This is a genomic window from Pseudotabrizicola sp. 4114, assembly GCF_031457365.1.
Taxonomy (GTDB): Bacteria; Pseudomonadota; Alphaproteobacteria; order Rhodobacterales; family Rhodobacteraceae; genus Pseudotabrizicola.
In genome coordinates this window covers 35907-60068 of the sequence record NZ_JAVDWP010000010.1, presented here as the reverse complement: position 1 = coordinate 60068, position 24162 = coordinate 35907, and the positions used below count along the sequence as shown (strand labels likewise).

The 24162-nt window shown below is 65.0% G+C and carries 22 protein-coding genes; 1 reads left to right on the top strand and 21 read right to left on the bottom strand.

Features of this window, described 5'->3' with window-relative positions:
- Nucleotides 1–57 precede the first annotated feature (57 nt).
- From J2X53_RS18145 to J2X53_RS18100, 10 genes are all read right to left on the bottom strand, one after another.
- Nucleotides 58–1005 (bottom strand): LysR family transcriptional regulator, encoded by a 948-nt coding sequence (locus J2X53_RS18145; protein ID WP_349038912.1) that lies wholly within the window; start codon nucleotides 1003–1005, stop codon nucleotides 58–60.
- A gap of 27 nt (nucleotides 1006–1032) precedes the next feature.
- Entirely contained in the window at nucleotides 1033–1704 is a 672-nt protein-coding gene (locus J2X53_RS18140) for a DUF1028 domain-containing protein (protein ID WP_349038911.1), read from the bottom strand.
- A gap of 4 nt (nucleotides 1705–1708) precedes the next feature.
- Entirely contained in the window at nucleotides 1709–2122 is a 414-nt protein-coding gene (locus J2X53_RS18135; protein ID WP_118155604.1) for a RidA family protein, read from the bottom strand.
- Between the two features lie 102 nt (nucleotides 2123–2224).
- Complete coding sequence (gene argE / locus J2X53_RS18130; RefSeq protein WP_349038910.1) at nucleotides 2225–3391, bottom strand: acetylornithine deacetylase; 1167 nt, start codon at nucleotides 3389–3391, stop codon at nucleotides 2225–2227.
- A 24-nt stretch (nucleotides 3392–3415) separates the two neighbouring features.
- Nucleotides 3416–5518 (bottom strand): FAD-dependent oxidoreductase, encoded by a 2103-nt coding sequence (locus J2X53_RS18125; protein ID WP_349038909.1) that lies wholly within the window; start codon nucleotides 5516–5518, stop codon nucleotides 3416–3418.
- 2 nt (nucleotides 5519–5520) lie between these two features.
- Complete coding sequence (locus J2X53_RS18120; protein WP_349038908.1) at nucleotides 5521–6270, bottom strand: nitrilase-related carbon-nitrogen hydrolase; 750 nt, start codon at nucleotides 6268–6270, stop codon at nucleotides 5521–5523.
- 94 nt (nucleotides 6271–6364) lie between these two features.
- On the bottom strand, nucleotides 6365–7393 hold the full coding sequence (locus tag J2X53_RS18115) for an extracellular solute-binding protein (RefSeq protein ID WP_349038907.1): 1029 nt from the start codon (nucleotides 7391–7393) through the stop codon (nucleotides 6365–6367).
- Between the two features lie 41 nt (nucleotides 7394–7434).
- Nucleotides 7435–8241, bottom strand: coding sequence for an ABC transporter permease (locus J2X53_RS18110; RefSeq protein ID WP_349038906.1), 807 nt, complete (start codon nucleotides 8239–8241; stop codon nucleotides 7435–7437).
- Nucleotides 8241–9176: an ABC transporter permease gene (locus J2X53_RS18105; protein ID WP_349038905.1), complete on the bottom strand. Its 936-nt coding sequence runs from the start codon at nucleotides 9174–9176 to the stop codon at nucleotides 8241–8243. The genes J2X53_RS18110 and J2X53_RS18105 overlap by 1 nt, the downstream gene beginning before the upstream one ends.
- The gene (locus J2X53_RS18100) at nucleotides 9176–10234 is read right to left on the bottom strand and encodes an ABC transporter ATP-binding protein (RefSeq protein WP_349038904.1); all 1059 of its coding nucleotides are present in this window, start codon (nucleotides 10232–10234) and stop codon (nucleotides 9176–9178) included. The genes J2X53_RS18105 and J2X53_RS18100 overlap by 1 nt, the downstream gene beginning before the upstream one ends.
- An 89-nt stretch (nucleotides 10235–10323) precedes the next feature.
- Between J2X53_RS18100 and J2X53_RS18095 the strand changes: the two genes are divergently transcribed.
- Nucleotides 10324–11136: a helix-turn-helix transcriptional regulator gene (locus J2X53_RS18095; RefSeq protein ID WP_349038903.1), complete on the top strand. Its 813-nt coding sequence runs from the start codon at nucleotides 10324–10326 to the stop codon at nucleotides 11134–11136.
- On the opposite strand, the gene J2X53_RS18090 is transcribed toward J2X53_RS18095, so the two are convergent.
- From J2X53_RS18090 to J2X53_RS18040, 11 genes are all read right to left on the bottom strand, one after another.
- Nucleotides 11124–12779 carry an amidohydrolase gene (locus tag J2X53_RS18090; protein WP_349038902.1) on the bottom strand — a complete coding sequence of 552 codons (1656 nt, stop codon included), beginning with the start codon at nucleotides 12777–12779 and terminating at the stop codon, nucleotides 11124–11126. The genes J2X53_RS18095 and J2X53_RS18090 overlap by 13 nt on opposite strands.
- 1 nt (nucleotide 12780) lies before the next feature.
- Nucleotides 12781–14199 (bottom strand): amidase, encoded by a 1419-nt coding sequence (locus J2X53_RS18085; RefSeq protein WP_349038901.1) that lies wholly within the window; start codon nucleotides 14197–14199, stop codon nucleotides 12781–12783.
- Nucleotides 14200–14277: 78 nt separating this feature from the next.
- Nucleotides 14278–15303: an extracellular solute-binding protein gene (locus J2X53_RS18080; protein WP_349038900.1), complete on the bottom strand. Its 1026-nt coding sequence runs from the start codon at nucleotides 15301–15303 to the stop codon at nucleotides 14278–14280.
- Nucleotides 15304–15321: 18 nt separating this feature from the next.
- Nucleotides 15322–16125 (bottom strand): ABC transporter permease, encoded by an 804-nt coding sequence (locus J2X53_RS18075; RefSeq protein WP_349038899.1) that lies wholly within the window; start codon nucleotides 16123–16125, stop codon nucleotides 15322–15324.
- Nucleotides 16118–17029 (bottom strand): ABC transporter permease, encoded by a 912-nt coding sequence (locus J2X53_RS18070; RefSeq protein WP_349038898.1) that lies wholly within the window; start codon nucleotides 17027–17029, stop codon nucleotides 16118–16120. The genes J2X53_RS18075 and J2X53_RS18070 overlap by 8 nt, the downstream gene beginning before the upstream one ends.
- Before the next feature lie 4 nt (nucleotides 17030–17033).
- A complete protein-coding gene (locus tag J2X53_RS18065) occupies nucleotides 17034–18089 on the bottom strand; it encodes an ABC transporter ATP-binding protein (RefSeq protein WP_349038897.1) in 1056 nt (351 codons plus the stop codon).
- A 114-nt stretch (nucleotides 18090–18203) separates the two neighbouring features.
- Nucleotides 18204–19262: a DUF1513 domain-containing protein gene (locus J2X53_RS18060; protein WP_349038896.1), complete on the bottom strand. Its 1059-nt coding sequence runs from the start codon at nucleotides 19260–19262 to the stop codon at nucleotides 18204–18206.
- Nucleotides 19262–20233 carry an imelysin family protein gene (locus J2X53_RS18055; RefSeq protein ID WP_349038895.1) on the bottom strand — a complete coding sequence of 324 codons (972 nt, stop codon included), beginning with the start codon at nucleotides 20231–20233 and terminating at the stop codon, nucleotides 19262–19264. The genes J2X53_RS18060 and J2X53_RS18055 overlap by 1 nt, the downstream gene beginning before the upstream one ends.
- Nucleotides 20233–21741, bottom strand: coding sequence for a di-heme oxidoredictase family protein (locus tag J2X53_RS18050; RefSeq protein WP_349038894.1), 1509 nt, complete (start codon nucleotides 21739–21741; stop codon nucleotides 20233–20235). Before J2X53_RS18050 ends, J2X53_RS18055 begins: the two co-directional genes overlap by 1 nt.
- A gap of 77 nt (nucleotides 21742–21818) precedes the next feature.
- Nucleotides 21819–23090, bottom strand: coding sequence for an imelysin family protein (locus J2X53_RS18045; RefSeq protein ID WP_349038893.1), 1272 nt, complete (start codon nucleotides 23088–23090; stop codon nucleotides 21819–21821).
- A 120-nt stretch (nucleotides 23091–23210) separates the two neighbouring features.
- Nucleotides 23211–24110, bottom strand: coding sequence for a phosphotransferase family protein (locus J2X53_RS18040; RefSeq protein WP_349038892.1), 900 nt, complete (start codon nucleotides 24108–24110; stop codon nucleotides 23211–23213).
- Nucleotides 24111–24162: the final 52 nt, after the last annotated feature.

Genomic DNA, 24162 nt, shown 5'->3' with positions numbered 1-24162 from the left:
AATCCGTCCCTTGGTTCGGGAAAACGATGATCTGGCTCAGCCCGGATCAGGCTGCGGCTAAGCCACACCGGGGTCTATCGCCGGGCGCAGGCTGCGCACCTTTTCCGGGGTCAGCTGGTCGTGGCAATGGGCGACAAAGGCGCGCACGGTCAGCGCAGATTGCGCGCCCATGGTCAGGATCAGGCCCAGCTGCATGGGGCGCACCCCGCCGGTCAGCGGCACAAAGCGCAAAGGCTGGCCATCGGGCGAGCGGTCGGACCAGGGGCGGATATTGGCGATGGAATAGCCAAAGCCCTGCCCCACAAGGCTTTGCATCACCCCCATGTCACGGGTCCGCTCCACGATGCGCGGTTTCAGCCCGGCGGCGTGAAAGCAGGACAGGAAGTAATCCGCCGACAGCGGCAGGTCGAGCAGGACCATCGGGTAGGCGGCCAGATCCTGCGGTGTCACGGTGTCATTCCCGGCAAGCGGGTGGGTGACGGCCAGCACGGCATAGGGGGTCAGGCTGGCCAGCGGCACAAAATCCAGATCGGCGGGGATGTCGAGGTCGTAGCCCAGAGCCGCGTCCAGCGTGGCCTTGCGCAGGCCGTCGTAAAGATCGGGCTGGTCGCCTTCGGACTGGTGAAACTCGACCTGCGGGTGCAGGTCGGTAAAGCTGCGGCGCAGTTGCGGCAGGATCACCTGCGCAAAGGTGATCAGCCCGCCGACATGCAGCCGCCCCTGCACGGTCTGGGTGATGCTGCCCGCCAGATCGTTCAGCTGCCCGGCCTGCGCCAGAATCTGCCGGGCGTGATCACAGACCTGACGCCCCGCGCTGGTCAGCGACAGGCCTTGCGCATGGCGGCGGACAAAGAGTTGCAGGCCGAATTCATGCTCCAGATGCGCGATGGCGGCAGAGATCGAGGGGGAGGACACATTGACCCGCTCTGCCGCGACCGCAATCGACCCGGCATCGCCCACCGCGACGAGGTATTCCAGCTGCCGGAGGGTGAAGCGCAGGGGCATCTTCAGCCCTTGGCGCAAGGCGTGGGATCATTCATCGCCGGGCACACCATAGCTGGGGGCTTGAGTCGGGTCAGTGGCGCGCTGGACGTAGGCCAGCATTTGCGGGTGGTAGACATCCCAGGCGCTGCGCAGCATGCCGATGGGGTCATCGGCCCAGTCGATGCGCAGATCGGCCAGCGGCCAGCTGAGGCGGTCTGCCAGTTTCAGCCCGGCGGAATGGACCGGACCCGCCTCACCGCCTGCGGCAAGACCGGCCTCCAGCGCGGTCATGAGGCGCTCTCCCAAGGGGCCTTGGGTGGTCTCAAAGGCGGTGACCATGGCACCAGCGATGGTGTGATTTACCAGCAGATTGCCGCCTGCGGCACAATCTGTGCCCATCGCCTCCCCCCAGAGGCCGAGCACCTGTTTGCCCGAGTGGATGGCAGTGCGGCCCTGCGCGTCAATCGCCAGCAACTGGCGATAGTCGATATGCGCGCGGTCCGTGGTGATCTGCGCCAGAGCATCCGGCGCAGACAACCCGGCCTGCAGCTGATCGAGCAGCAACGGGCCGAGGGCGGGGTCGGTGACATTCTGGCTGGCCACCGCCCCCACGCCGGCGCGGACATGCGCGCAACGGGCCGCAACGGCGGGGGAAGATGAGGCAATGACCATGCCAAACTGGCCAGTACGCGCGCAACGGGCGATCAGAGAAAATGTCATGAAATCAATCCGGTATCACGGCCGTGCCGTCGATTTCCACCAGCCAGTCGGGCCGGGCCAAGGCGGTGACGACAACGCCGGTCGAGACGGGGTGCACGTCTTTGATGTACTCGCCCATGGTGCGATACACCGCCTCCCGGTGGCGCACGTCGGTCAGGTAGACCACCACCTTGCACAGGTGTTCCATGCTGCCGCCGACCTCTTCCAAGAGCTGGCGGATGTTCTGCATCACCTTATGGGTCTGTTCCACCGGGTCGTGGCTGTTGATATTCTGCGCGGTATCAAGGTCTTGCGGGCATTGACCGCGCAAAAACACCATGCGGCCACGGGCGACGACGGCCTGCGCCAGATCGTTATCGAGCTTTTGTTCGGGGTAGGTGTCCTTGGTGTTGAACTTGCGGTGGCGGGTGTGGGCCATGGGGGGGTCCTGTCTGCGGAAAGGTGCCGGTTTGCGTCGGAGGATGCGTCAGGTTTACGTATGGCAAAAGTAGGGCTTTCTGTGTCGCTGATTAGGTAGGGCCTAATCAGCACGCGCATCTGGTGAGGCGCAGAACCGGGCAAGGGCGGCATCCAGCGCGGCGTCGCAGGCGGCAAGCTCGGCGGTCTCGATATACTCATCCGGGCGGTGGCCCTGCGCCATGTCGCCGGGGCCGCAGACGACCACCGGCACGCCAAGACTTTGCGCGAACAACCCGCCTTCTGTGCCGTAGCTGAGCTTGCACGGTCGGGTGCCGGGCGGCAGGCAGGTGGCGAAAGTGTGGACGGCGGGGGAGAGCGGGGTGGACAGGCCGGGGTAGCCGCCAGTCTCAACGACGGTCAGGTCGGCGGTGGGGAAAGCGCCCCGATGCGGGGCGACGATCTGCGCCGCCAGATCGTGCAGGCGGGCGGTCAGGGCGGCGGGATCATCGGCGGCCAGAAGCCGCAGCTCCATCAGCAGCTCTGCGCTGTCGGGCACAAGGTTGACGACGGTGCCGCCGGTCAGGCGGCCGACATGCACGGTGGCATACGGGACGGAATAGCCATCTTCGGCCGGGCCGTGTGCTGCGATGTCATCCTGCAAGGCGCGCACCCCGGTCATGAAATCCGCCGCCAGATGCAGGGCGTTGAGCGCCAGCGGTGCCTCGGACGAGTGGCGGGCGGTGCCCTTGGCGGAGACGGTAAAGGCCAGCTTGCCCTTGTGACCAAGGCCAAGCCGCATCGACGTGGGTTCGCCCACCACCACCAGATCGGGGCGGATGTTGCGCGCGGCAATGGCGGCCAGCATCGGGCGGACACCGATGCAGCCGACTTCCTCGTCATAAGAGATGGCCAGCCAGAGCGGGCGGGTTAGCGTTGGCGCGCGCCCGGCCAAGGCCAGCATGGCGGCGATAAAGCCCTTCATGTCGGTGGTGCCGCGCCCATAGAGGCGGTCGCCCTGACGGGTCAGCGCGAACGGTGGCACGGTCCAGTCCTGCCCGGTGACCGGGACCACATCGACATGGCCCGACAGCATCAGCCCGCCGGGGCCATCGGGGCCGAGCCGGGCCAGCAGGGCGGCTTTCTGCCCGGTGGCATCGGGGAAAAGGGTGCAGACCGCGCCAAGGGCGGTCAGCGCCTTTTCAACCTCTGCCATCAGCGGCAGGTTGGTGACACTGCTGACGGTGGGGTGGGCGATCAGGCGGCTGAGCCATGTTTCGGTCGGTGTCATGTGATGCCCCCTTGGTGCCAGTCTTTACGAAGGCAGGCGCGAGGGCAATGGTTCCAGCCGCGCCACCTCACGCCGGAAGGCGGGGGTGTCGCCCCGGTCGTCGGGTTCGTCGAGCTCTTCGGCAAAGCGGCGCCCGGCATAGGTGGCCCAGGCAATCGGGCCGGGGGCAGCGGCATCGCCAATCAGCTTGACCGAGAGGATGCCGGCATCGGCCCAGTCGCCCTGACGGGCGCGCAGGTCGTGGTAGAGGCTGTCGTGTGGAAGACGTGAGGTGACCATGACCACGGCGTCGGCTGGCAGCGTGCTGTGCGCGCCGGTCCATGTGCAGCCCAGTGTGACGCCGGTGGCGGTGATGGCCTCGGGCGCTTTGCTGGTGTGGACGGTCACGCCCAGATCGAGCAGGCGGCGCATGATGATGGCCTGTTCCAGCGTGTTTTCGGACCATTCGGCCACTTTCGTGGCGGGGGTTACTAAATCGACCGCGCAGCCGCGCGCCATCAGCACCTCGGCGATGACCGACCCCATGTAGAAATGATCGTCATCATAGAGCGTGACCCGCCCGCCGGGGGGGCCGCCACCCTCCATGATGTCATCGGGGGAAAACACCGGCATGGCGGGATCGGTGGGGATGGGGTGCAGGTGCAGGCGGGCCACCGCATCGCGCCGCCAGCTTGACCCCGTTGCAATCGCCACATGTTGCGCGCCCATGGCCAGCACATCATCGGCAGTCAGGCGGCTGTCACGGTAGATCTCGGCATTGGTCAGCGGGGCCAGTTGCCCGGTGCGGAAGTCGGCCACCCTGCCCCAGGCCGACAGACCGGGCAGCATGCGTTCGCGCGCGACGCGACCACCAAGCGTGGTCGTCGCCTCGGCCAGGGTGACATGGTAGCCGCGCTTTGCCGCTTGCAGCGCGGCCTCCAGCCCGGTGGGGCCGGCGCCGACGATCAGCACGGTGTCGGAACGGCCCTTTGGCCGGGCGCGTTCGGGGTGCCAGCCCTTGCGCCATTCCTCCATGAAGGCGGTGTTCTGGGTGCAGCGGGAAATGCCGCCGGTCATGTCGCCGGAGACGCAGATGTTGCAGCCGATGCATTCGCGGATGTCGTCGAAGCGGCCCTCGGCGATCTTGTTCGGCAGGAACGGATCGGCGATGGAGGGCCGCGCCGCGCCGATGAAATCGAGGATACCAGAGCGGATCTGGCGGACCATGGCGTCGGCAGAGGTGAAGCGCCCCACCCCGACCACCGGCTTGGCGGTCAGCGCCTTGATGCCGCGCACGAGGTCTTCCTGCGCCCCTTCGGGTTTGAAGCGCGAGGTGCCGGAGCAGGCTTCCCATGTGCCGTGGGCCAGATCCCAGATGTCGGGCAGATCGCCGTGCATTTCGATGAAATCGCGCAGTTCGGCGTTGGAAAAGCCGAAGGTTCCGGCCTCGTGCAGCGACAGGCGCAGGGAGATTGCCAGCTCGCCCTTGGTTTCCTCGCGGGCCTCGTCGACGATTTCACGCAGGAAACGGGCGCGGTTCTGGAGGCTGCCGCCGTATTCATCGGTGCGGTGGTTGGTGGCGCGGGACAGGAAATGTTGCAGGATGCCAAAGCCATGCGCGCCATAGAGGCAGATCAGGTCAAAGCCCGCTGACTGGCTGCGGCGGAAGGCGTTGCGGAACCAGCGGCGCAGATCGCGGATGTCGGTCCGGTCCATGGTGCGGGCCTGCACCGGATCGGAGGTGAAGGTCAGGATCGGGCCGCCGCTGACCGCCAGCGGCACCTCACGGCTATAGAGGTTGGGGCCGTTGATGCCGGAATAGGCCAGCTGGATGCCCGCCAGCGCGCCATGCGATTTCATCGCATCGGCCATCGCGGCGAGGGCGGGGATATCCTTATCCTCCCACAGATGCTGTTCGATGAAGGGGGTGATTTCGGAGGTCGGGTGAATCTCGGTCTGTTCGGTAAAGATCACGCCCCAGCCGCCCTCGGCCTTGGTGCGGCGCATCTCGGCCACGGCAGAGGGGTCGCGGTAGCCGCCGCCATTGCAATGCGGCACCTGATAGAAGCGGTTTTTGGCGGTTTTGGGGCCGATCTGCATCGGCTGGAACAGGATGTCATAACGGCTGTCACGCGTGTCTTTCGGCATGGTCAGACCGTCCTGAAATCGGCGGATTGGGTGGAGAGGCGGGCGGGATCGCGCGGGGGCAGATCGGCGATCAGCAGGGCGGGGTGTTCGCCTGCCAGCGCAAGAGTCTCGCCATGCGGGCCAATGATCTGGCTGCCGCCGGTATAGGTCAGATCGCCCTCGGTGCCGCAGTAATTGGCATAGGCGATGGAGACGCCATGACTGGCGGCCATGGCGGGCACGGTGACGCGGGGGACATGGATGAAGGGGTGCATATTGGCGGTGGGGCACAGGATCAGGCTGACGCCCTGCGCGGCCAGCGCCTTGATATGCGGGGCAAATTCGATGTCGTAGCAGATCAGCAGGGCAAGTTTTTGCCCGGCCAGATCATAGGTCACATAGCCGGTGCCGGGGGTGTAGAGCGCCTGTTCGCGCGGGCCGTACAGCTGGATCTTGCGGTAGTTGGCGAGGGGGGTGCCGTCGGGGCCGATGCAGAGCGCGGAATTGTAGAGGCGGTCACCCTCCCGTTCGGCGTAGCCGATCACCAGCGCGCAGCGCGCGGCGCGGGCGGTGGCTGCAAGCCGGTCAAGCATGTGCGGATCGGGGGGGCTGCCCGGCACATCAGGGTGATTGTAGCCGGGCACGAACACCTCGGGCACGGTCAGGATGCTGGCCCCCGCTGCCGCTGCGGCGCGCAGGGCGGAGCCGATGGCGGACAGAGCGGCACCCGCATCGCCAGCGGGCGACGGGCATTGCAGGACGGCAAGGCGCATGGGAAAGGCCCCTTTCTGCGGCGGCCCATCGCTCCCTGTCGGGCGCTCTTCGCATCGAAGAGGCCCGCATGGGAGCGATGAGCGCCAGGGTTGGCTATTTTTTCAGGTTGATCCAGATCGCGTCGTAGAGTTTCTGCGTGTCCTCGTCGCAGACTTCGGCAAAGACGCCGGGGGCGGCGTCTGCGGGCGGGTTGTTTTCCGGGCTGGTGCGGATGGCTTCATCGAGGAATGGCTCCACCCCGGACACGCCCGAGGTGTAGGCGGCGTAATTGGTGACGGCGGCGGCGTTTTCCGGTTCCAGCAGGAAGTTCATGAAGGTGATCGCATTGGCGCGGTTGGGCGCGTCTTTGAGCAGCACCACATTGTCCATCCACAGCATATTGCCCTCGGTCGGGTAGCTGTATTCGACATTTGCGCCTTCGGCCCGGGCCTTGGCGGAAAAGCCGTTGTAGATCATGCCCGCCGCCGCATCGCCGGAGACCAGCACATCCTTGGCGGTGTCAGAGCCAAAGCTGGCCCAGTGCTGCTTGGCGCCCACCAGCATATCGGACAGCGCCTTGAGCTGGGTGCGGTCGGTGGAGCATTGCGGGATACCGAGATAGAGCGAGCCGAGGACCAGCACTTCGGCCTGGCTGTCGAGCACGTTGATCTTGCCGCGCAATTCCTCGGGCGGGTCAAAGAGGATGCCGAGGCTGGAGATGTCGCCTGCGTAGACATCGCGGTTCACCGCAAAGGAGGTGGAGCCCCATTGATAGGGGATCGAGGATGTGCGGCCCGGATCAAACGGCACATCCAGCCATTGCGGCGCGATGTTGGGCAGGTTTGTCATCTCTTCGGCCGTGAAGGTGTCGAGCATGCCGCTGTCGGCCATGATCTTGACCATGAAGTCGCCGGGCACCGCCACATCATACTGGCCCAGCTTGCCGGCCTTGAGGCTGGCGAGCATGGATTCGTTGCTGTCATAGGTGTCGATGGTCACGGTGATGCCGGTTTCCGCCGTGAACTTGTCGACCAGCTCCTGCGGGATGTATTCAAACCAGTGATAGACCGACAGCGTGCCTTCGGCATGGGCGGCCCCGGCGATCAGGCACAGGGCAGAGGTGGTGGAAATCAGGCGGTTCATGGCGGGCTCCTTGTTGGACGGGCTTGGTTTACGGGCCTGATTTACGGACTCTGGCGGCCCTTGCGGTTGATCAGGTAGGACAGGGTGACGAAGAGGATGGAGACGCCCAGCATCAGCGTGGAAATCGCCATGATATTGGGTTTGATCCCCTGTTTGACCGAGCCGAAGATCGCGGTCGGCAGGGTTTCCATTCCGGCCCCTTTGACGAAGTTGGTGATGATGAAATCGTCGAGGCTGATGATGAAGGCCAGGAGGTACCCCGAGATTACCCCGGGGGCCATCAGCGGCAGCAACACCAGCCAGAACGACTGCGCCCGGGTGGCGTAGAGGTCGCGGGCGGCGGCCTCATAACTGCCGTCGATGCCTTGCAGCCGGGCGGCAATGGGCAGGTAGGCGAACGGGATGCAGAAGGTGATATGCGCGATCAGGATGGTCAGATAGCCGGTGGTGAAGCCGATCATGGTGAAAAAGATCAGCGTGGCGACGGCGATCACGATTTCGGGCACCATCAGCGGCATGTTGATCAGGGCGAATGTCAGCGACCGGCCCTTGAACTTGCCCGCGCGCAGCATCGCCAGTGCGGCGGCGGTGGCGATGGCGGTGGCAATCGTTGCCGCCAGCACGGCGATGGTCAGCGAGTTCCACGCGGCGGCGCGGAAGCGCGGGGCCTCTGGCCCGGTGAACACATCAAGGTACCAGCGCAGCGACAAGCCGCCCCAGTTGGTGATCGAGGCTGAGTCGTTGAACGAATAGACCGTGACCACGACCAGCGGCGCATAGAGGATGATCAGGCACAGCATGGCGATGCTGAAAAATCCGGGGTAGTGGCGGACCGAGCGCAGGGCCATCAGCGTGCCTCCGCCCGGGCCGTGCTGCGCGCGTAAAGCAGGAGCAGGATCAGCACGAGGCTCATCAGGATCATCGACACCGCCGCGCCAAATGGCCAGTTGCCGAGCGAGCGTTTGAACTGTTCCTCGATCAGCGATCCGATCATGAAATTCTTGGCCCCGCCCAACAGGTTGGGCGCCAGAAACGCGCCCAGCGACGGGATGAAGACCAGCAGGCAGCCGGCGATGATGCCGGGTTTGACGATTGGCAGCACGATGTGGCGCAAGGTGACCCATCGGCTGGCATAGAGATCGGCGGCGGCCTCAGACAGGGTGAAATTATAGCGCTCGACCGCCGCATAGACCGGCAGGACCATGAAGGGCAGGTAGCTGTAGAACAGGCCAAGCTGCACGGCGAAGTTGGTGTTGATCAGGGCGAGGGGTTCGGTGATCAGGCCGGTGGCCAGCAGCGCATCGTTCAGGGGGCCGTTTTCGCGGATCAGAAAGCGCAGACTGACGGTGCGGATCAGCAGGTTGACCCAATAGGGCACGGTGATCAGGAACAGCCAGACGCCACGGGTGGCGGGCGCGCGGGTGGCGATGAACCATGCGGTGGGAAAGCCGATCAACAGGCACAGGGTGGTGGCGGTGGCGGCCTGCACGATGGAGCGGCCAAAGACGCTGATATAGGTCCATTCGAGGGAGGGAGGCTCGTCGCCGAACAGGCCGCGGTTGATGAAGAACTGGTCATAGGCAGCAAGGGAAAACTCCCAGATCACGCCGCCGCGCATTTCCTTGGTCAGGAAGGAATACACCGCCATCAGGGCCACGGGCAGGATCAGGAAAAACCCGATCACCAGCCATGTCGGCAGCAACAGCGGCACGCGGGCGCTGCGATAGGTTGTCTCGGCACTGGTGCCGGTGTCGGGGGCCGTGGTTGGGGCTGCGCCGGCCATCAGTCGGCCAGAAGGCGCGCCGCGCCCTCCTCCAGCTGCAGGCCGATGCGGGTGCCGGGTGCGGGAACTTCGGTCCGGGCGGCGTTCTGGATGCGGATCTGCAGCGGCGTGCCGCCATCAAGCCGGACGTGGATTTGCAGATCGGTGCCCAGATAGATCACCTGATCCACCACCGCCTCCAGCCCCGTGCCCACCGGGCCCAGCGTCAGCCGTTCGGGCCGGATTGACAGCTGGTGGCGGCCGGGATCGTGGGTCGCGGTGGAGCAGGTGATCGTATGACCGCCGGGCAGGATCACCTGTGCCTGATCGCCGGTGATGCGGGCGACATCCACCTCCAGCAGGTTGGTCTCGCCGATGAAATCGGCGACGAAACGGTTGACCGGGGATTCGTAGATGTCGCGCGGGGTGCCGATCTGCTGGACATGGCCCGCGCTCATCACCGCGATGCGGTTGGACATGGTCAGCGCCTCTTCCTGGTCGTGGGTCACGAAGATAAAGGTGATGCCGGTGTCCTGTTGCAGTTGTTTCAGCTCCATCCGCATCGCCTGCCGCAGCTTGAGGTCGAGTGCTGACAGAGGCTCATCCAGCAGCAGCACCTTTGGCTGCGGGGCCAAGGCGCGGGCAAGCGCCACGCGCTGCTGCTGGCCGCCCGACAGCTGGGCGGGCAGACGGTCGGCAAAGCTGGAGAGGTGCACCATTTCCAGCATCTCGCCCGCGCGCTTGCGCCGTGTGGGCAGGTCAAAGCCCTTCATCTTCAGCCCGAAGGCCACGTTGTCGATCACCGACATATGCGGGAACAGGGCGTATTGCTGGAACACCGTGTTGACCGGGCGCAGGTTGGGGTCGAGCGCGGCGATGTTCTGGCCAAACAGCAGGATGTCGCCTTTGGTCACATCCTCAAAACCCGCGATCATGCGCAGAAGCGTGGTCTTGCCACAGCCGGAAGGGCCGAGCAGGGTGAAGAACTCATTGTCCATGATCGACAGCGACACAGCCTTGAGCGCGGTGAAGGTGCCATAGGTCTTGGTCACGGTGCGGATGTCGATGGCGGTCTGCATGCAGCTGGTCCATACCCCCGGAATATGCCATCAAACGCTAATCACGGGATTTTCCGGGGTATATACCCCTAACGAGGTATGACACCGCGATGCAGGCGCTGCCCAATCTGGCCGAAGCGCAACTGGCCGAGGCCATCCGCCTGCGCGGGCTGCCGGGGTTTGAGCAGGCGCTGGCCTCGTTCTTTCGTGCGGTCTGTGCGCCGGATAACCTGATCATTCTGGCCTATCGCAGCGCGGGGCCGCCGCTGGTGCTGTACCGGCAGACCGACCATCCGCAGGTGTTTGCTGCGCTGGAGGGCACCTATCTGGCCGGGGCCTACCGGCTGGACCCGTTTTACGACCTGCACCTGCGGCGTGCGCCGGGGGGCGCGTACCGGATTGCCGATATTGCGCCGGATGCGTTTCAGCGCAGCCGCTATTTCATTGAATATTACGACCAGACCACGCTGATCGACGAGATCACCTTTGTCGCCTATCCCTCGCCCTGGGTCACGCTGAACATCTGTGTCGGGCGCGATGCGTCGTCGGGGCGGGTGTTTGCGATGCGCGAGGTCGAGACGTGCAGCCGGATTGCGCCGATTGTGCTGGCGCTGGTCGAGGCGCATTGGGCCAATATCGCGCGCTCTACCGGCCCCGCCGAAGATACCCCTGCCCTGCTGGCCGATGCCGCGCGGACGGGGCATGGCATTCACCTGTCGCCGCGTCAGGCCGAGGTGGCGCTGCTGATCTTGCGCGGCCATTCGACCGTGTCGATCGGGCTGCGGCTGGGCCTGTCGGCGCAGACGGTCAAGGTGTTCCGCAAACAGCTTTATGCCCGCTGCCGGATCTCGTCACAGGCAGAGCTGTTTGCGCTGATGCTGCCCTTGCTGAAAGACCGGGCAGAGCCGGGTCACAGCGCCTGATGCGTGATGCGCCCGCCGCAGATCGTGAGGGCGATGGCGGTGGCGCCGAGGGCGTCGGGGGCCAAGGTTTCCACATCGCCGTCGATCATCACCACATCTGCCGCCATGCCGGGGATCAGCTTTCCTGTCAGGTGGTCGCAATGCGCGGCCCAAGCGCCACCTGCGGTGTAGGCCTGCAAGGTTGCCATCAGCCCGACGCGTTCATCGGCGCAGCCGTCATAGGGCTGCCGCGTCAGCGCGGCCTGCATCCCGCGCATGACGGAAACATCAGTCACCGGCCAGTCGCTGGCAAAGGCCAGTGCAGCGCCCTGATCGGCGAGGGTTTTCCACAGATAGGCGTCTTTCCAGCGGGCCCGGCCGATCCGGTCCAGCGTCGGCATCAGCGGGAAATCCATTGCGCCCGGCGGGTGCGGCGGTTGCAGGCTGGCGGTGATGCCCAGCGCGCCAAGGCGGGGGATGTCTGACGGGTCGATCAGCTCGATATGCTCGATCCGGTGGCGGCTGTCGCGGCGGCCATTGGCCTTTTGCGCCGCCTCGTAGCCATCAATCGTGGTGCGCACCGCGCCATCGCCGATGGCATGCACCGCGATCTGAAGGCCCCTGCGGTCGATCTCGGTTGCGATTTCGTTGAAGCGGTCGGGCGCGAACAAGGGGTCAGAGCGGTGGCCGGGCTGATCGGGGTAATCGTTGACCATAGAGGCGGTGCGGCTGTCGACCACGCCATCCATGAACATCTTGACGAAACCGGATTGCAGCCAGTCGTCGTTGAAATCGCGGGTCATTTCCTCGGCCCGGTCCAGCGCGGACAGGTCCATATGCGGTTTGAAGTGGAACGGCACCTTGACGCGTGCGGTCAGGCGGCCCTCTGCCTGCATCTCGCGCAAGAGCTCCAGCGTGTAGCGGTTGCCATCCATGTTCACCATGCTGGTGATGCCATGGGCGGCGCAATGCTTCAGGCCAGCCTCGATCTTGGCCTTGTCGATGGCACGCTCCGCCGCGTCGGGCCAAGGGGAGGGCTCCTCTCCGGTGGCAATGCCAAGGTTCAGCCGCGCCTCGCCGCCCAGCGCGATCACCGGGGCGAAGGCCTCAAACTCGCGCAACTCGCCGGTGGCGGTGCCATTCGGGGCCATGACCACCTGATGCCCGTGCGGGGTCTGCATCCCGTGCAGGATGCCCGCCGCCTGCAACGCCGCCGTGTTGGCCCAGACGGTGTGGTGATCATGCGCTGTCATGGCGATGGGGCGGTCGGGCAGGATGGCATCCAGATCCTGCCGGGTGACGGGATGGTCCAGCATGGCGTAATCCGCACCCTGCGCCATCAGGAGCGGGCGGTCGGGGTGCGCCGCACCAAAGCGGCGAAAGGCGTCGCGCAGGGCGTCGATCCCATGCAGGCCCGAGACATGCAGATGGCCGAGTTCCGCCCCGCCAAGCACCAGATGCAGATGGCTTTCGACAAAGCCGGGCAGCACGGTGCGGCGGTTCGCGTCGATCACCTGCGTCTCTGGCCCCGCCAGCGCCCCGACCTGCGCGGCAGAGCCTGTGGCGAGGATGCGGCCTGCGGCGATGGCCACGGCTTCGGCGCGGGGGTTGGATGCGTCCATAGTCAGGACGCGGGCGTTGGTCAGGATCAGGTCGGCGGTCATCTCAGTCCTCATTCAGGGGCGGGCGACGGCCCGGCCAGTCGGTGGCAAGGTGATAGGCGTGTCCCATGGCCAGAATGGCGGCATCGGTGCCGGTGGCCCCGGCAATCTGCATTCCCATCGGCATGCCGTTTGTGCCAAAACCCACCGGCACCGACAGCGCGGGCAGGCCGATCAGGCTGACCGGGATCACCACCTCCATCCAGCGGTGATAGGTATCCATCGCATGGCCGTTGATCTCTTGCGGCCAGCGCCAGCCGACCGGGAAGGGCCAGACCTGTGCTGTGGGCAGGATGATCGCATCAAAGCGGGTGAACAGCCGCGCCATATGGGCGTAATAGCGGCTGCGGATCGTGGAGGCGTCATACACCGCCTGGGCGGTGAGGTTCTGGCCCTGCTCGATCTCCCACAGGGTTTCCGGTTTGAGCTGGGCACGTTTGGCGGGGTCGTCGTACAGTGGCTTCATCCGGCCCGCGTTCAGCATGGCGCGCAGGGTGGTCCAGGCGTGCCACAGCTTTTCGGCGGGGAACGGCGGGGCAATCGCCTCGACCTCGGCACCTTGGTCGGTGAAGACCTTGAGGGCGGCTTCACACAGCAGCAGGATCCCCGGCTCCATCGCATAGGCTCCGCCCCAATCGGCCAGCCATGCGATGCGCTTGCCTTTCAGGGTCGCGCGGTCCAGCGCGGCGGCGTAGTCCTGCACCGGCACGGCAAACGGCACCTCGGGGTTCGGCCCGGCCTGCACCTGCAACAGCCGCGCCACATCTTCGACCGTGCGGCCCATCGGGCCTTCGGTCGCCAGCGTGGCGAGGAAAGTGTCGCCCTCGGCATCACCGGGCACCAGCCCCCAGCTGGGACGGAAGCCATAAACGTTGCAGAACCCGGCCGGATTGCGCAACGACCCCATCATGTCGCTGCCATCGGCCACCGGCACCATGCGGGTGGCGAGGGCTGCCGCCGCGCCGCCCGACGAGCCGCCCGCCGTGCGCGTCAGGTCATAGGGGTTGCGGGTGGCACCGAACACCGGGTTGAACGAATGGCTGCCATGGCCCCATTCCGGCGTATTGGTCTTGCCGATAAAGATCGCCCCGGCCGCCCGCATCCGCGCCGCCAGCAGGTCATCGGCCTGCGGCACATGGCCCGCAAACAGCGGGCTGCCCCATGTCGTTCGCAGGCCCTTGGTCGCGCACAGATCCTTGACCGCCAGCGGCAGGCCGTGCAGCCAGCCCTGCGGCGGCGCATCATCTGCCGCCCGCGCCTCGGCCATCAGCACATCGTCATCGCGCAGCGACACCACGGCGTTGACCTGCGGGTTCACCGTAGCAATTCGCTTCAGACAGGCCGCCATCACCTCGGACGGGGCCACCTGCCGGCCCGCAATCAGCCGTGACAAATCGCTGGCCGACTGGTTCCAAAGCTCCATCCTGCATTCACCTTGGAAAAATACTCTCGGGGGGGTGTGGGGGGGCAGACAGCCCCCCCACGGTTTGGCGAAGGGCGCTTACTTCAGCAGTTCGGTCCAGATCGCCGCCATATACTGCTGTGCGGTGGGCGAGCAGGTGGGCAGGAATTTGCCCGCCGCCTTGTGCTCTTCGGGCGTCACCACTTCGGGGGCGGCTTTCATATCTTCGGGCATGAACGCCTCAGAGCCGGTGATGCCGTTGTTATAGCGGGCAAAGGCCGAGATCATCGCGGCATTCTCCGGCTCCATGACGAAGTTCATGAAGGTATAGGCTTCGTCGACGTTGCGGGCATCGGCCAGCAGCATCACCGAATCCATAAAGATCGGATAGCCTTCTTTCGGGTAGCCATGTGCAACCGCAGGATTGGACAGACGCGCCCGCATGCTGGACCCGTTCCAGTTCACCGATGCCGCCCAATCGTTGTTAGCCAGTTTTTCGGTGGCGCCGTAATCCATGCTGATCCAGTGCGGCTTGGCCGCAATCAGCACATCGCGGGCCTTTTTCAGCACCTCGGTGTCTTCGGTACAGGGTTCGCCGCCGACATACATCACGGCCAGATTGACCACATCGGTCATCTCGGGGACGACGTTGATCTTGCCCTTCAACTCATCGGGGACATCCAGAAACACCGCCGAGGTATTGATATCGCCGCCATAGACCGAGGTGTTGACCGAAATCCCGATCGACCCCCACTGCCACGGAATGGAATGGGTGCGTTTCGGATCCCAGTGTACATCCACCCATTCGGGGGCAATGTTGCCGTGGTTGGGCAGCTTGGTCAGGTCCAGTTCAACCGCCAGCCCCTTTTCGACAAAGATCGGCACGTAGTTTGTGGAGGGCACCACCAGATCAAAGCCATGGCCGCCGGCCTCGATCTTGGCCAGTGCCGTGTCATTGCTGTCGTAATCGGTGACGGTGACCTTGATGCCGGTTTCAGCCTCGAATTTCGCCAGCAGATCGGGGCCGGTGTAATTGCCCCAGTTGTACAGGTTCAGCACCCCTTCGGCCTGCGCCAGTGAGGTGGTTGCGGCCAGAATGGCCAAAGCGCTCAGCGTGGTTTTCATGTGTCGTCTCCCGGTTGGTCAGTTTTTTTTGCGCGTCAGGATGAAGAACAAGGTCAGCAACACCACCGTCAGCCCCAGTAGGGCGGTCGAGATGGCGTTGACCTCGGGCGTGATGGCGCGTCGCATCTGGCCCAGCATATAGGTGGGCAGGGTATCCTGCCCGCCCGACTTCACGAATTCGGTGATCACCACGTCATCCAGTGAGATGACAAAGGCCAGCATCGCCCCGGCGGCAATGCCGGGGGCCAGCAGCGGCAGCGTGACATGGCGGAAGGTCTGCCACGGGTTGGCGTAGAGATCGCAGGCGGCGGTTTCGAGGGAAAGGTCCATCCCCTCCAGCCGGGCGCGGATCGGCAGATAGGCAAAGGGCGTGCAGAATGCGGCATGGGCGAGGATCAGGTAGCCCAACCCCTGATAGCCGGTGGCCTGCTTGACCACGCCGAACAGGATCAGCAGCGCCACCGCCGTCACGATTTCGGGCACCATCAGCGGCTGGTTGATCACCACATAGATAAAGGTCTGCCCGCCAAAGGCCGCGCGCCGGGTGGTGCCCAGGGCTGCCATGGTGGCCACGCTGGTGGCAATCGCACTGGCACAGGTGGCGATGATCAGCGACCGGATGGTCGCACCCTTCACCGCCTCGTTGTTCCAGGCATCGGTATACCAATGCAGCGACCAGCCCTGCCACACGGCGATGGAGGGGCCGGAGTTGAAGGAAAAGATCACGAGCGTCAGGATCGGCAGATAGAGCAGCACGAATACGGCGATGGCGACGGTGGCAAAGCCGGGCAGACGCGACACCTCGAACGAGCGGTCAGCCATGTGGATTGCTCCCCTTTGTGCTGGCGCGGACATAGACCAGCAGCGCCGCCATCACGATGAGCAAGAGCGCCATCGACAGCGCCGCACCGAGCGGCCAGTTGCGGCCCTGCCCGAATTGCAGCTCGATGAAATTGCCGATCATCATGTTCTTGCCGCCGCCCAGCACGCGTGGCGTGACATAGGCCCCGAGCGAGGGCACGAACACGAGGATCGACCCCGCCACGATGCCGGGTTTCACAATCGGCATGATCACATGGCGCAAGACCTGCAGGCGGCTGGCGTACAGATCATAGCCCGCCTCCAGCAGTTTCATGTCGAAACGGTCAATGGCGGCAAACAGCGGCAGCACCATCAGCGGCAGATAGACATAGGCCATGCCGATGAACACGGCGGTATCGGTGTTGATCAGCCGGATCGGTTCGGAAATCAGGCCGATGCCGGTCAGAACGGTGTTCATCAGGCCTTCGTTGCGGATCACCTCGTTAATCGCAAAGGTGCGGATCAACAGGTTGGTCCAGAACGGAATGGTGATCAGGAACAGCCACATCGCGCGCTGCGCCGGTGGGCGGGTGGCGATGAACCATGCGGTGGGAAAGCCCAGCGCAAAGGTCAGCGCGGTCGTCATCAGCGACAGTTTGACCGAGCGCCAGAAGATCGTGAGATGCGCGTCGGCAAGGTTCATCGTGCCGTCAAAGATGTCGCGGGTGTAGAGGATGCCGATCCAGCCATCAAAGCTGAAATCCCAGATGACATTGCCGTATTGACCGGGGGTCAGGAACGAATAGACCAGCACGATCAAGAGCGGGCCAGAGGCGGCGAGGAACAGCAGGGTCAGCGCAGGGGCCGACAAGAGCCAGCCGTTGCGGGTTGATCGCTTTCGCTGGCTTTGTTCGGCGGGGCTCATGGCGCTATTCCCGGATCAGGCGGGCAGCGCCCGGCTGGAAGGTCACGGCAACGGCCTGCCCGGTGGCAAAATCCGCGCCGCCATCGACCGGGCTGGGCACCCGCGCGGTGAGGAGTGTGTCATCGGCCAGCGACAGGTTTACGTGAATATCGGTGCCGAAATAGACCACATTGGTCACCTTTGCCGCCAACCCCGCGCCCAATCCGGGCGGACCAAGCCGCAACTGTTCGGGCCGCACGATCAGCACGCTGCCCTCACCCTCGGCTGCGATCACATCGCCCGTGCTCAGCCGCGCGCCTTGTGGCGTGGCGGTGACGGGCAGAAAGTTGGTCTCGCCGATAAAGCTGGCGACAAAACGGTTGACCGGGCGGGTGTAGATGTCGCGCGGCGCGCCGATCTGCTGGATGCGCCCTGCGCTCATCACCGCGATGCGGTCTGACATGGTCAGAGCCTCTTCCTGATCATGGGTGACAAAGATAAAGGTGATGCCGGTCTCGGTCTGCAACCGTTTCAGCTCCACCTGCATTTCCTTGCGCAGCTTGAGGTCCAGCGCCGACAGCGGCTCGTCCAGCAGCAGCACCTTTGGCCGGGGGGCCAGCGCACGGGCGAGCGCCACGCGCTGTTGCTGCCCGCCGGAAAGCTGGCTGGTCTTGCGGTCGGCCATCGCGTCGAGCTTGACCAAGGCCAGCATCTCGGTCGTCGTTGCCGCGACCTCGGCCTTGGGTCTGCCCTGCATTTTCAGGCCAAAGCCGATGTTTTCGGCCACGGTCAGATGCGGGAACAGCGCATAGGACTGGAACACCGTGTTCACCGGGCGGCGGTTGGGCGGCTTGTCGGTCACATCGGCGCCGTCGATCAGGATCTTGCCTGCGGTCGGCATCTCGAACCCGGCGATCAGCCGCAAGAGCGTGGTCTTGCCACAGCCAGAGGGGCCAAGCAGAGTAAAGAACTCTCCCGTTGCAATGTCGACCGATACATCATCCAGCGCCCGGACGGCGGCGGCACCCTGGCCAAAGGCTTTGACGACATTCTGCGCGGTGATGGCCACCTTTTGGGTCAAGTGACTCGCTCCCTCATATTTTGATCATATTGGGCGAGGCTTTTGCCATCGGGCAAGCAAAACCTTTGTCAGGGCGCAGTATTGTTCAAAAGCGCTGACAGATCAGGCAGTCGGTCAGGTCAGTGGGACGATATGATTGTCCCACGCGGTATCGCCCCGCGTCAGCGGGCTAAGCTGCCGATCGTCCAAAGACCACAGCGCGCCAGAGCCATCGCTGAGCAGAAAGCCCGCACCCAGCGCCGTGACGCCACAGACATCGGCGCGGGCATGGGTGGCCAGATGGGTGCCGTCCTGAGCATGAATCGTCACAACGCCGCCACGGGGCGAGGTCAGCGCGATCCGGCCCGAGGCGCTGATGGCAACCGATCCGGCATAGCCCTGCATGCGAAACGCCTCCGCCTCTGGCGGCGGGCACAGCTGCGGCGGGGCACCCACCTGCCACAGCCCCAGCAGCGGCACCGGCTCTGCCGGATCGCCCTCCCATTGCATGGCAAAGGCGACGGTGCCATCCGGCGCAAGCGCCAGGTGGCGGATGGAGTTCTGCCACAGCGCGGGCGGCAGTTCCGCCTGTGCCGTAATGTCACCTTCGGGTGACAGGCGGGTCAGGTTGGGGCGCATCGTGGCGATGTTCAGCTTGCTGCGATCCGCGGGGTCGGTGGCAATGCCGCCATTGGCGACGATCAGCCCGCCATCGGACTGCCGCTTCAGGTCATGCGGCCCGATGCCTCCAGAGGACCATTCGCCGATGCGCTGAAAGCCTGCCGTCTCCCAAATCCCGATGCGGCCTTGAGAGGTTTCGGCGATCACTTCCGATGTGTAAAGCAGGCTGCCGTCAGCGGAAAACACGCCATGGCCGTTGAACTGGCGGCCAGCGGGTGGGGTCAGATGATGTTGTTCTGCGCCGGTCAGGCAATCGAGCACAATGGCAAAGGTGCCGGGGCGGCGGGCAAAGGCCACGGCCAACGGGCGGTGCGGATGGGCTGCGGCGGCGTGGCCGCGCCCGGGCAGATCAACGGCAAACAGGCTTTGCCCGTCCGCCGACAGACCGTGCAGCACATAGCGCTCTGCGGTCTTGCCTGCGGCTAGGCAATGCGGGCTGCCCACGGCGGCCCAGCCCGGTTTTGGCAGCGCCAATGCCGCAAGGCCGGACAGAAAGGCGCGCCGGGTGGCCATCAGTCCCCATCCAATGCGTTGAAGCCAAGGCCGACGCCCAGCGCCGGACCGATTTCGGCCAGCACGGCCAGCCGGGCCTGCTCCACTGCCTGTTGCAGCACCTCGACCTTCAGCCGGCCAGAGGGCGTGGCGGTGCCCGCGAACACCGGGTCGTTGAGGGTTTCCGTCAACGTCACAGCATGGTCCAGCGCCGCCTGTGTCAGCGGCGCGGCCTCTGTCAGGCTTTCGGTCAGCGCGCGGAGGGCCTGCAGGGACAGGCGCACATTGCGCAGGCTGCGGCCCGAGGCGACCGCCTCGGCCCGTTCCGGGGTCGGGCGGTCAAACGTGCCCATCGGACGCCCCAGCCGCTGATCGTGCAACTGCGCCAAGCCGGTGACCAGCACGGTGAACAGCGCCTGCCGGGCCTCGGCTTCGGAGAGATAGCGGGTGTTGCCCGGCGCGCCGGCGGTCAGCAGCTGATCGGCGAAACCGCTGGTCCAGCCACCCTGCACCTCGGCGGCCAGCCGGGCCAGATCGGCAGCGGTGGCGCGGATCAGGGGGCAGGTGTCGGCGGGCCATGGACCCGTCGGGTAGAGCAACCGCTCCAGCCCGGTCAGGCCACGCGCGGCGACCGACTGATCGGCAAACGCCTCTGGGGTCAGCTTTGCCGGATCGCCCTGCACCAGCGCAAGCTGCGCCTTGCGGCCCAGCCCCTTGGGGTCGGGCCAGAACACAATGGCCAGACCCCGACCCGCCTCTTCGACCGGGCCAAGGTGCAGGTGTTGCACCGCCATCCACGCGTCAAAGGCGGTCTGAAACGCCGGGCGCAAGGTGTCCGGATCGCAGGACGCCGCTGCCTGCAGGTCAAGATCCGCCGTCGCTTGGGCAAAAGCCGCGTAGCCGGGCAGGATATGGTCTGCCACGACATCGGCCACATCGGCATGCACCGGAGAGGTGAGCAGCGCGAGCATCAGGGTCAGACGTTTGAGCATCACAGGCTTTCCAGAAAGGCGATGAGCGCATCGCGGTCGGTGGTTGGCAGCGCGATCACGCCGTCGCGGGCGGTCTGCGCCTCGCCGCCGTGCCAGAGGATCGCCTCCAGCAGGCTGCGGGCGCGGCCGTCGTGCAGAAATTCGGTATGACCGCTGACACCTTGCGTCAGTCCGATGCCCCAGAGCGGCGGGGTTTTCCATTCCTGCCCGCTGGCGCGGCCTTCGGGGCGGTTGTCAGCGAGCCCTTCGCCCATGTCGTGCAGCAACAGATCGGTATAGGGCCAGATCAGCTGAAAGCTTTGTTCGGGTTGGTCTTTTAGCCGGTGGGTGACGTGTTTGGGGGTGTGGCAGGCCGCACATTGCAGGCTGTAAAACATCTCTTTGCCGCGCAGCACCTGCGGATCACTGACCGCGCGCCGCTCTGGCACGCCGAGGTTCTGCGCGTAGAAAGTCACCAGATCGAGGCTTTGCGCATCAACCTCCAGCCCGTCGCGGATGCCGTCTTCCTGACCATGTACCGCCGTCACGCAGGCCGGTTGCCCGGGGGTGCAATCGCCAAATGGTTGCGGATGCAGCGGGTTGGACAGCCCCATATCGCCCGCAAAAGCCCCGGCAGATTGTTCCCTGACCGTCGGTTTGCCCGCCTTGAGGCCAAACCGCCCCAGCATCGGCACGCCATGCTCAATCGACATCACAATCTGCGCGCGGCCCGAGATACCATCGCCATTCGCATCCTGAGGGTCGGCCCGGGACAGGATGTCGGCGGCGGGAATCGCCTCCAGCAGGCCAAGGCCGATCATTTGCGGTGCCACGCGCGGCGAGATCATCAGATCGGGGTGCAGCGGCCCGTAGCCGGGGTTGGAAATGGCATAGGCCGGATCGCGCAGCTTGACCACAGTGCCATCGGCCAGCGTGACCGGGATCTCTGCATAGGAAATATCCATCCTCCCTTCGGCGGCGCGGCCGGGGGTGGCAAAATCCTGCAACTGGCCGCCATAGACCGGGTCGGGGCTGGTGGCGAGCCAGTCGCTGATCGCGTCGGGCGTGATGCCTCCGGGCACCGACAGGCGCAGGAACATCGACACGCGCGCATCCTGCGCGTCGGCGGGGGTATGGCCGCGCCCGTCTTTCAGGTGGCAGTCCTGACAGGCGCGGGCGTTGTAGAGCGGGCCCAGCCCGTCTGATGCCAGGGTCGAGGCGGGCGAGGCCACCCAGGTCTTGCGAAACAGCGCGTTGCCCAGCTTGAAATCCATCTCATGCGCAAAGGGCATGTTGCCGGAAAACTGGCTGAACGCGTCAGACGAGTCGCTCGCACGCACGGTTGCGGCGCCCGCAGGCTTGGCCTCGAACGGCTCTGGCTGCGAGAAATCCTGAACCGGGCGCAGGATGGAGGCGACCTTTGCGGCGTCTTCGGCGGTTCTGGGGATGACCGGCAGATGGCGGTCATCCAATGTCTGGGCAAAGCCGGGAAATGCCAGGAACGGCAACAGAAAAAGGGGGCGCAGCATGGTCAATACCTCTGGCCCCCATCTACTGCTCTAAACCTGACCGATTCAATCAGTTATTTGATCTGCGACACCCTGTCTCACTGAAAGACGGCGGACGGATTGTCGAGACTGTCGGAACCCTCGAAATCAATCTCGGTCAGACCCAGTGTCGTGACCGCCCGCTCAATCGAGACGGTTTGCGTCACCAACGCATCGACCGCGCCCATGATCAGCGCCTCGCCGTCTTTGTTGCCGGCTTCGAGCATCTGATCATAGGCAAACCCACCTTCGGCGGCTTGCTTGAGTGCCATCAGCGCCGCGACCGAAGCATCAAGTTCGGCCTTGAGCTGGGTGTCCACCGCCGCATCCTTTTCCGCCACAAGATCGGACAGCGACGGGCCGGTCAGTTCGGTGCCGTCGAGCCGGGTGTAGCTGCCAAGGTAGACGTTGCGGATGCCCAGACCATCGTAATAGTGGCTGTTGTGGGTGTTGTCGGAAAAGCAGTCATGCTCTTCTTCGGGGTCGTTCAGCATCAGGCCCAGCTTCATCCGCTCGCCCGCCTGCTCGCCATAGGACAGGCTGCCCATGCCGGTCAGCATCGCCAGAAGACCGGCCTGCGGATCGGCGGTCACGGTTGCCCGCCCCTCGCCGCCCTGACCCCAGGCGGCGGCCATGAATTCAAGATCCGAGATCAGCAGATCGGTCGCGGCCTTGAGGTACGCCACGCGGCGGTCACAATTGCCGCCGGTGCAGGCATCGCCCTGCACGAAATCGGTATAGGGCCGGTCGCCCGCGCCGGGGGCGGTGCCGTTCAGATCCTGCCCCCAGAGCAGGAATTCGATCGCGTGATAGCCCGAGGCGACATTGGCCTCGATCCCGTCTGCTTCGTGCAGGGTTTCTGAAATCAGCGCTGGCGTGATCGCGGTCGCGTCGATCTCGGTGCCCGACAGGGTGAATTTCGGCGTCGCGATGATGTTGAGCACGGCGAGGCTGTTTTCCTCATTCTGCGCTGACCCGGCATCGACATAGTCGATCAGGCCCTCATCCAGCGGCCAGGCGTTCACCTTGCCTTCCCAGTCATCGACGATGGCATTGCCAAAGCGGAACACTTCGGTCTGCTGATAGGGCACGCGGGCGTCGATCCAGGCGGCTCGCGCGGCGGCCAGCGTCTCGGGCGAGGGTGCTGCGACCAGCGCATCGACGGCAACGCGCAGGCTTTGGGCGGCTGTCAGACTGTCGGCATATTTGGCGGCGGCCAGATCGGCATAATGCGTCACAACGGCGGACGGATCGGCAGCAAGAGCAGAAGTTGCCGTGAATGAAGTGGCAAGCGCGGTGCCCAGCGCTGTGGCCGCAAGCAATTTTCTCATCTGGAAATCCTTTGATCAGGGATGGCCCCGTCAATGCGGCGGGCTGATGGCAAGGATATACCTGAGTAAAATACTTCCCGTAAAGTTTATTATTTAAGTAGGCTTTTAAAGACTATGACCTCAAGTCGCCTGCAGCACGGCCAGATGCCGGGCAAAACCGGGCGTGGCCATCAAGGCCCGGCAGCGGGCAAACCGGTCCTCGGCATAGGCCTGAAAATCATCGGCAGGGTTGGCGTTGGCCAGCTGGATCAGGCCCCACAGGGTCCACAACAGATCACACATCGCCTTGCAGATCACCATCCGCGCCACGTCCTGCGCGGGCGCAGGGCCGTTGAAATAGGCGGTCAGCATCGCCTCATCCTGCGCCGCATCAAAACCCGCTTCGACCGACAGATCGCCCAGATCCCACATCGGATCGTTCATGCCGGCATATTCCCAATCGACGATCCACATCCGCGACCCGGTATCCAGAAAGTTCTCGCACAACGGATCGCAATGGCAGGGCACCAGCGGCACCGGCGCGCGGGCAAGGGCTGTGCGCACCGCCTCGGCCTCGCGCACAACCGCATGGTAGCCGTCTGGCAGGGCCACATCCTTGCCCGACAGCAGGCGCAGGTAGTCGTCGATCATGGCGAACAGCTCGAACCGGGTGGCAAAGACCTGTCCCGACTGATGCAGCTGCCGCAACGCCAGAGCGGCCCGGGCGGGGGCACCGGGGCGGGTGCGAAAGGCGTCGGGCGTCATGGTGACCGTGTCTGCGACATAGCGGGTGACCATGAGGCCGCTGGCCGGATCATTGTACATCACCGCAGGGCTGACCCCGGCCTGCGCTGCCGCCTCGGCAGCCACCGCCTCGGCGGTGCGGTCGATGTAATCCGCCGTGCCCTCCCCCGGCACCCGCAGGATCGCCTCGCCCAGACGATAGACCCGGTTGGTCAACCCGCCCAGGCGCTGCGCCGGCCCGGTCCACCCGGCCAGCACCGGGATGTCTGCGATCAAGCCTGCGATGTCATCCTGCATCCTGTTCTCCCGTTGCCTTGCCCTGCGGTCTGGACCAAGCTAGCCGCCGGAA

Coding starts and splice junctions, on each gene's coding strand:
- J2X53_RS18135 (WP_118155604.1), bottom strand. CDS start 2,122: ATGGCCCACACCCGCCACCGCAAGTTCAACACCAAGGACACCTACCCC.
- J2X53_RS18125 (WP_349038909.1), bottom strand. CDS start 5,518: ATGCCGAAAGACACGCGTGACAGCCGTTATGACATCCTGTTCCAGCCG.
- J2X53_RS18095 (WP_349038903.1), top strand. CDS start 10,324: ATGCAGGCGCTGCCCAATCTGGCCGAAGCGCAACTGGCCGAGGCCATC.
- J2X53_RS18085 (WP_349038901.1), bottom strand. CDS start 14,199: ATGGAGCTTTGGAACCAGTCGGCCAGCGATTTGTCACGGCTGATTGCG.
- J2X53_RS18070 (WP_349038898.1), bottom strand. CDS start 17,029: ATGAGCCCCGCCGAACAAAGCCAGCGAAAGCGATCAACCCGCAACGGC.
- J2X53_RS18145 (WP_349038912.1), bottom strand. CDS start 1,005: ATGCCCCTGCGCTTCACCCTCCGGCAGCTGGAATACCTCGTCGCGGTG.
- J2X53_RS18050 (WP_349038894.1), bottom strand. CDS start 21,741: ATGCTGCGCCCCCTTTTTCTGTTGCCGTTCCTGGCATTTCCCGGCTTT.
- J2X53_RS18100 (WP_349038904.1), bottom strand. CDS start 10,234: ATGCAGACCGCCATCGACATCCGCACCGTGACCAAGACCTATGGCACC.
- J2X53_RS18040 (WP_349038892.1), bottom strand. CDS start 24,110: ATGCAGGATGACATCGCAGGCTTGATCGCAGACATCCCGGTGCTGGCC.
- argE (WP_349038910.1), bottom strand. CDS start 3,391: ATGACACCGACCGAAACATGGCTCAGCCGCCTGATCGCCCACCCCACC.
- J2X53_RS18090 (WP_349038902.1), bottom strand. CDS start 12,779: ATGACCGCCGACCTGATCCTGACCAACGCCCGCGTCCTGACTATGGAC.
- J2X53_RS18110 (WP_349038906.1), bottom strand. CDS start 8,241: ATGGCCCTGCGCTCGGTCCGCCACTACCCCGGATTTTTCAGCATCGCC.
- J2X53_RS18060 (WP_349038896.1), bottom strand. CDS start 19,262: ATGGCCACCCGGCGCGCCTTTCTGTCCGGCCTTGCGGCATTGGCGCTG.
- J2X53_RS18115 (WP_349038907.1), bottom strand. CDS start 7,393: ATGAACCGCCTGATTTCCACCACCTCTGCCCTGTGCCTGATCGCCGGG.
- J2X53_RS18075 (WP_349038899.1), bottom strand. CDS start 16,125: ATGGCTGACCGCTCGTTCGAGGTGTCGCGTCTGCCCGGCTTTGCCACC.
- J2X53_RS18080 (WP_349038900.1), bottom strand. CDS start 15,303: ATGAAAACCACGCTGAGCGCTTTGGCCATTCTGGCCGCAACCACCTCA.
- J2X53_RS18055 (WP_349038895.1), bottom strand. CDS start 20,233: ATGCTCAAACGTCTGACCCTGATGCTCGCGCTGCTCACCTCTCCGGTG.
- J2X53_RS18140 (WP_349038911.1), bottom strand. CDS start 1,704: ATGACATTTTCTCTGATCGCCCGTTGCGCGCGTACTGGCCAGTTTGGC.
- J2X53_RS18045 (WP_349038893.1), bottom strand. CDS start 23,090: ATGAGAAAATTGCTTGCGGCCACAGCGCTGGGCACCGCGCTTGCCACT.
- J2X53_RS18120 (WP_349038908.1), bottom strand. CDS start 6,270: ATGCGCCTTGCCGTCCTGCAATGCCCGTCGCCCGCTGGCGATGCGGGT.
- J2X53_RS18105 (WP_349038905.1), bottom strand. CDS start 9,176: ATGGCCGGCGCAGCCCCAACCACGGCCCCCGACACCGGCACCAGTGCC.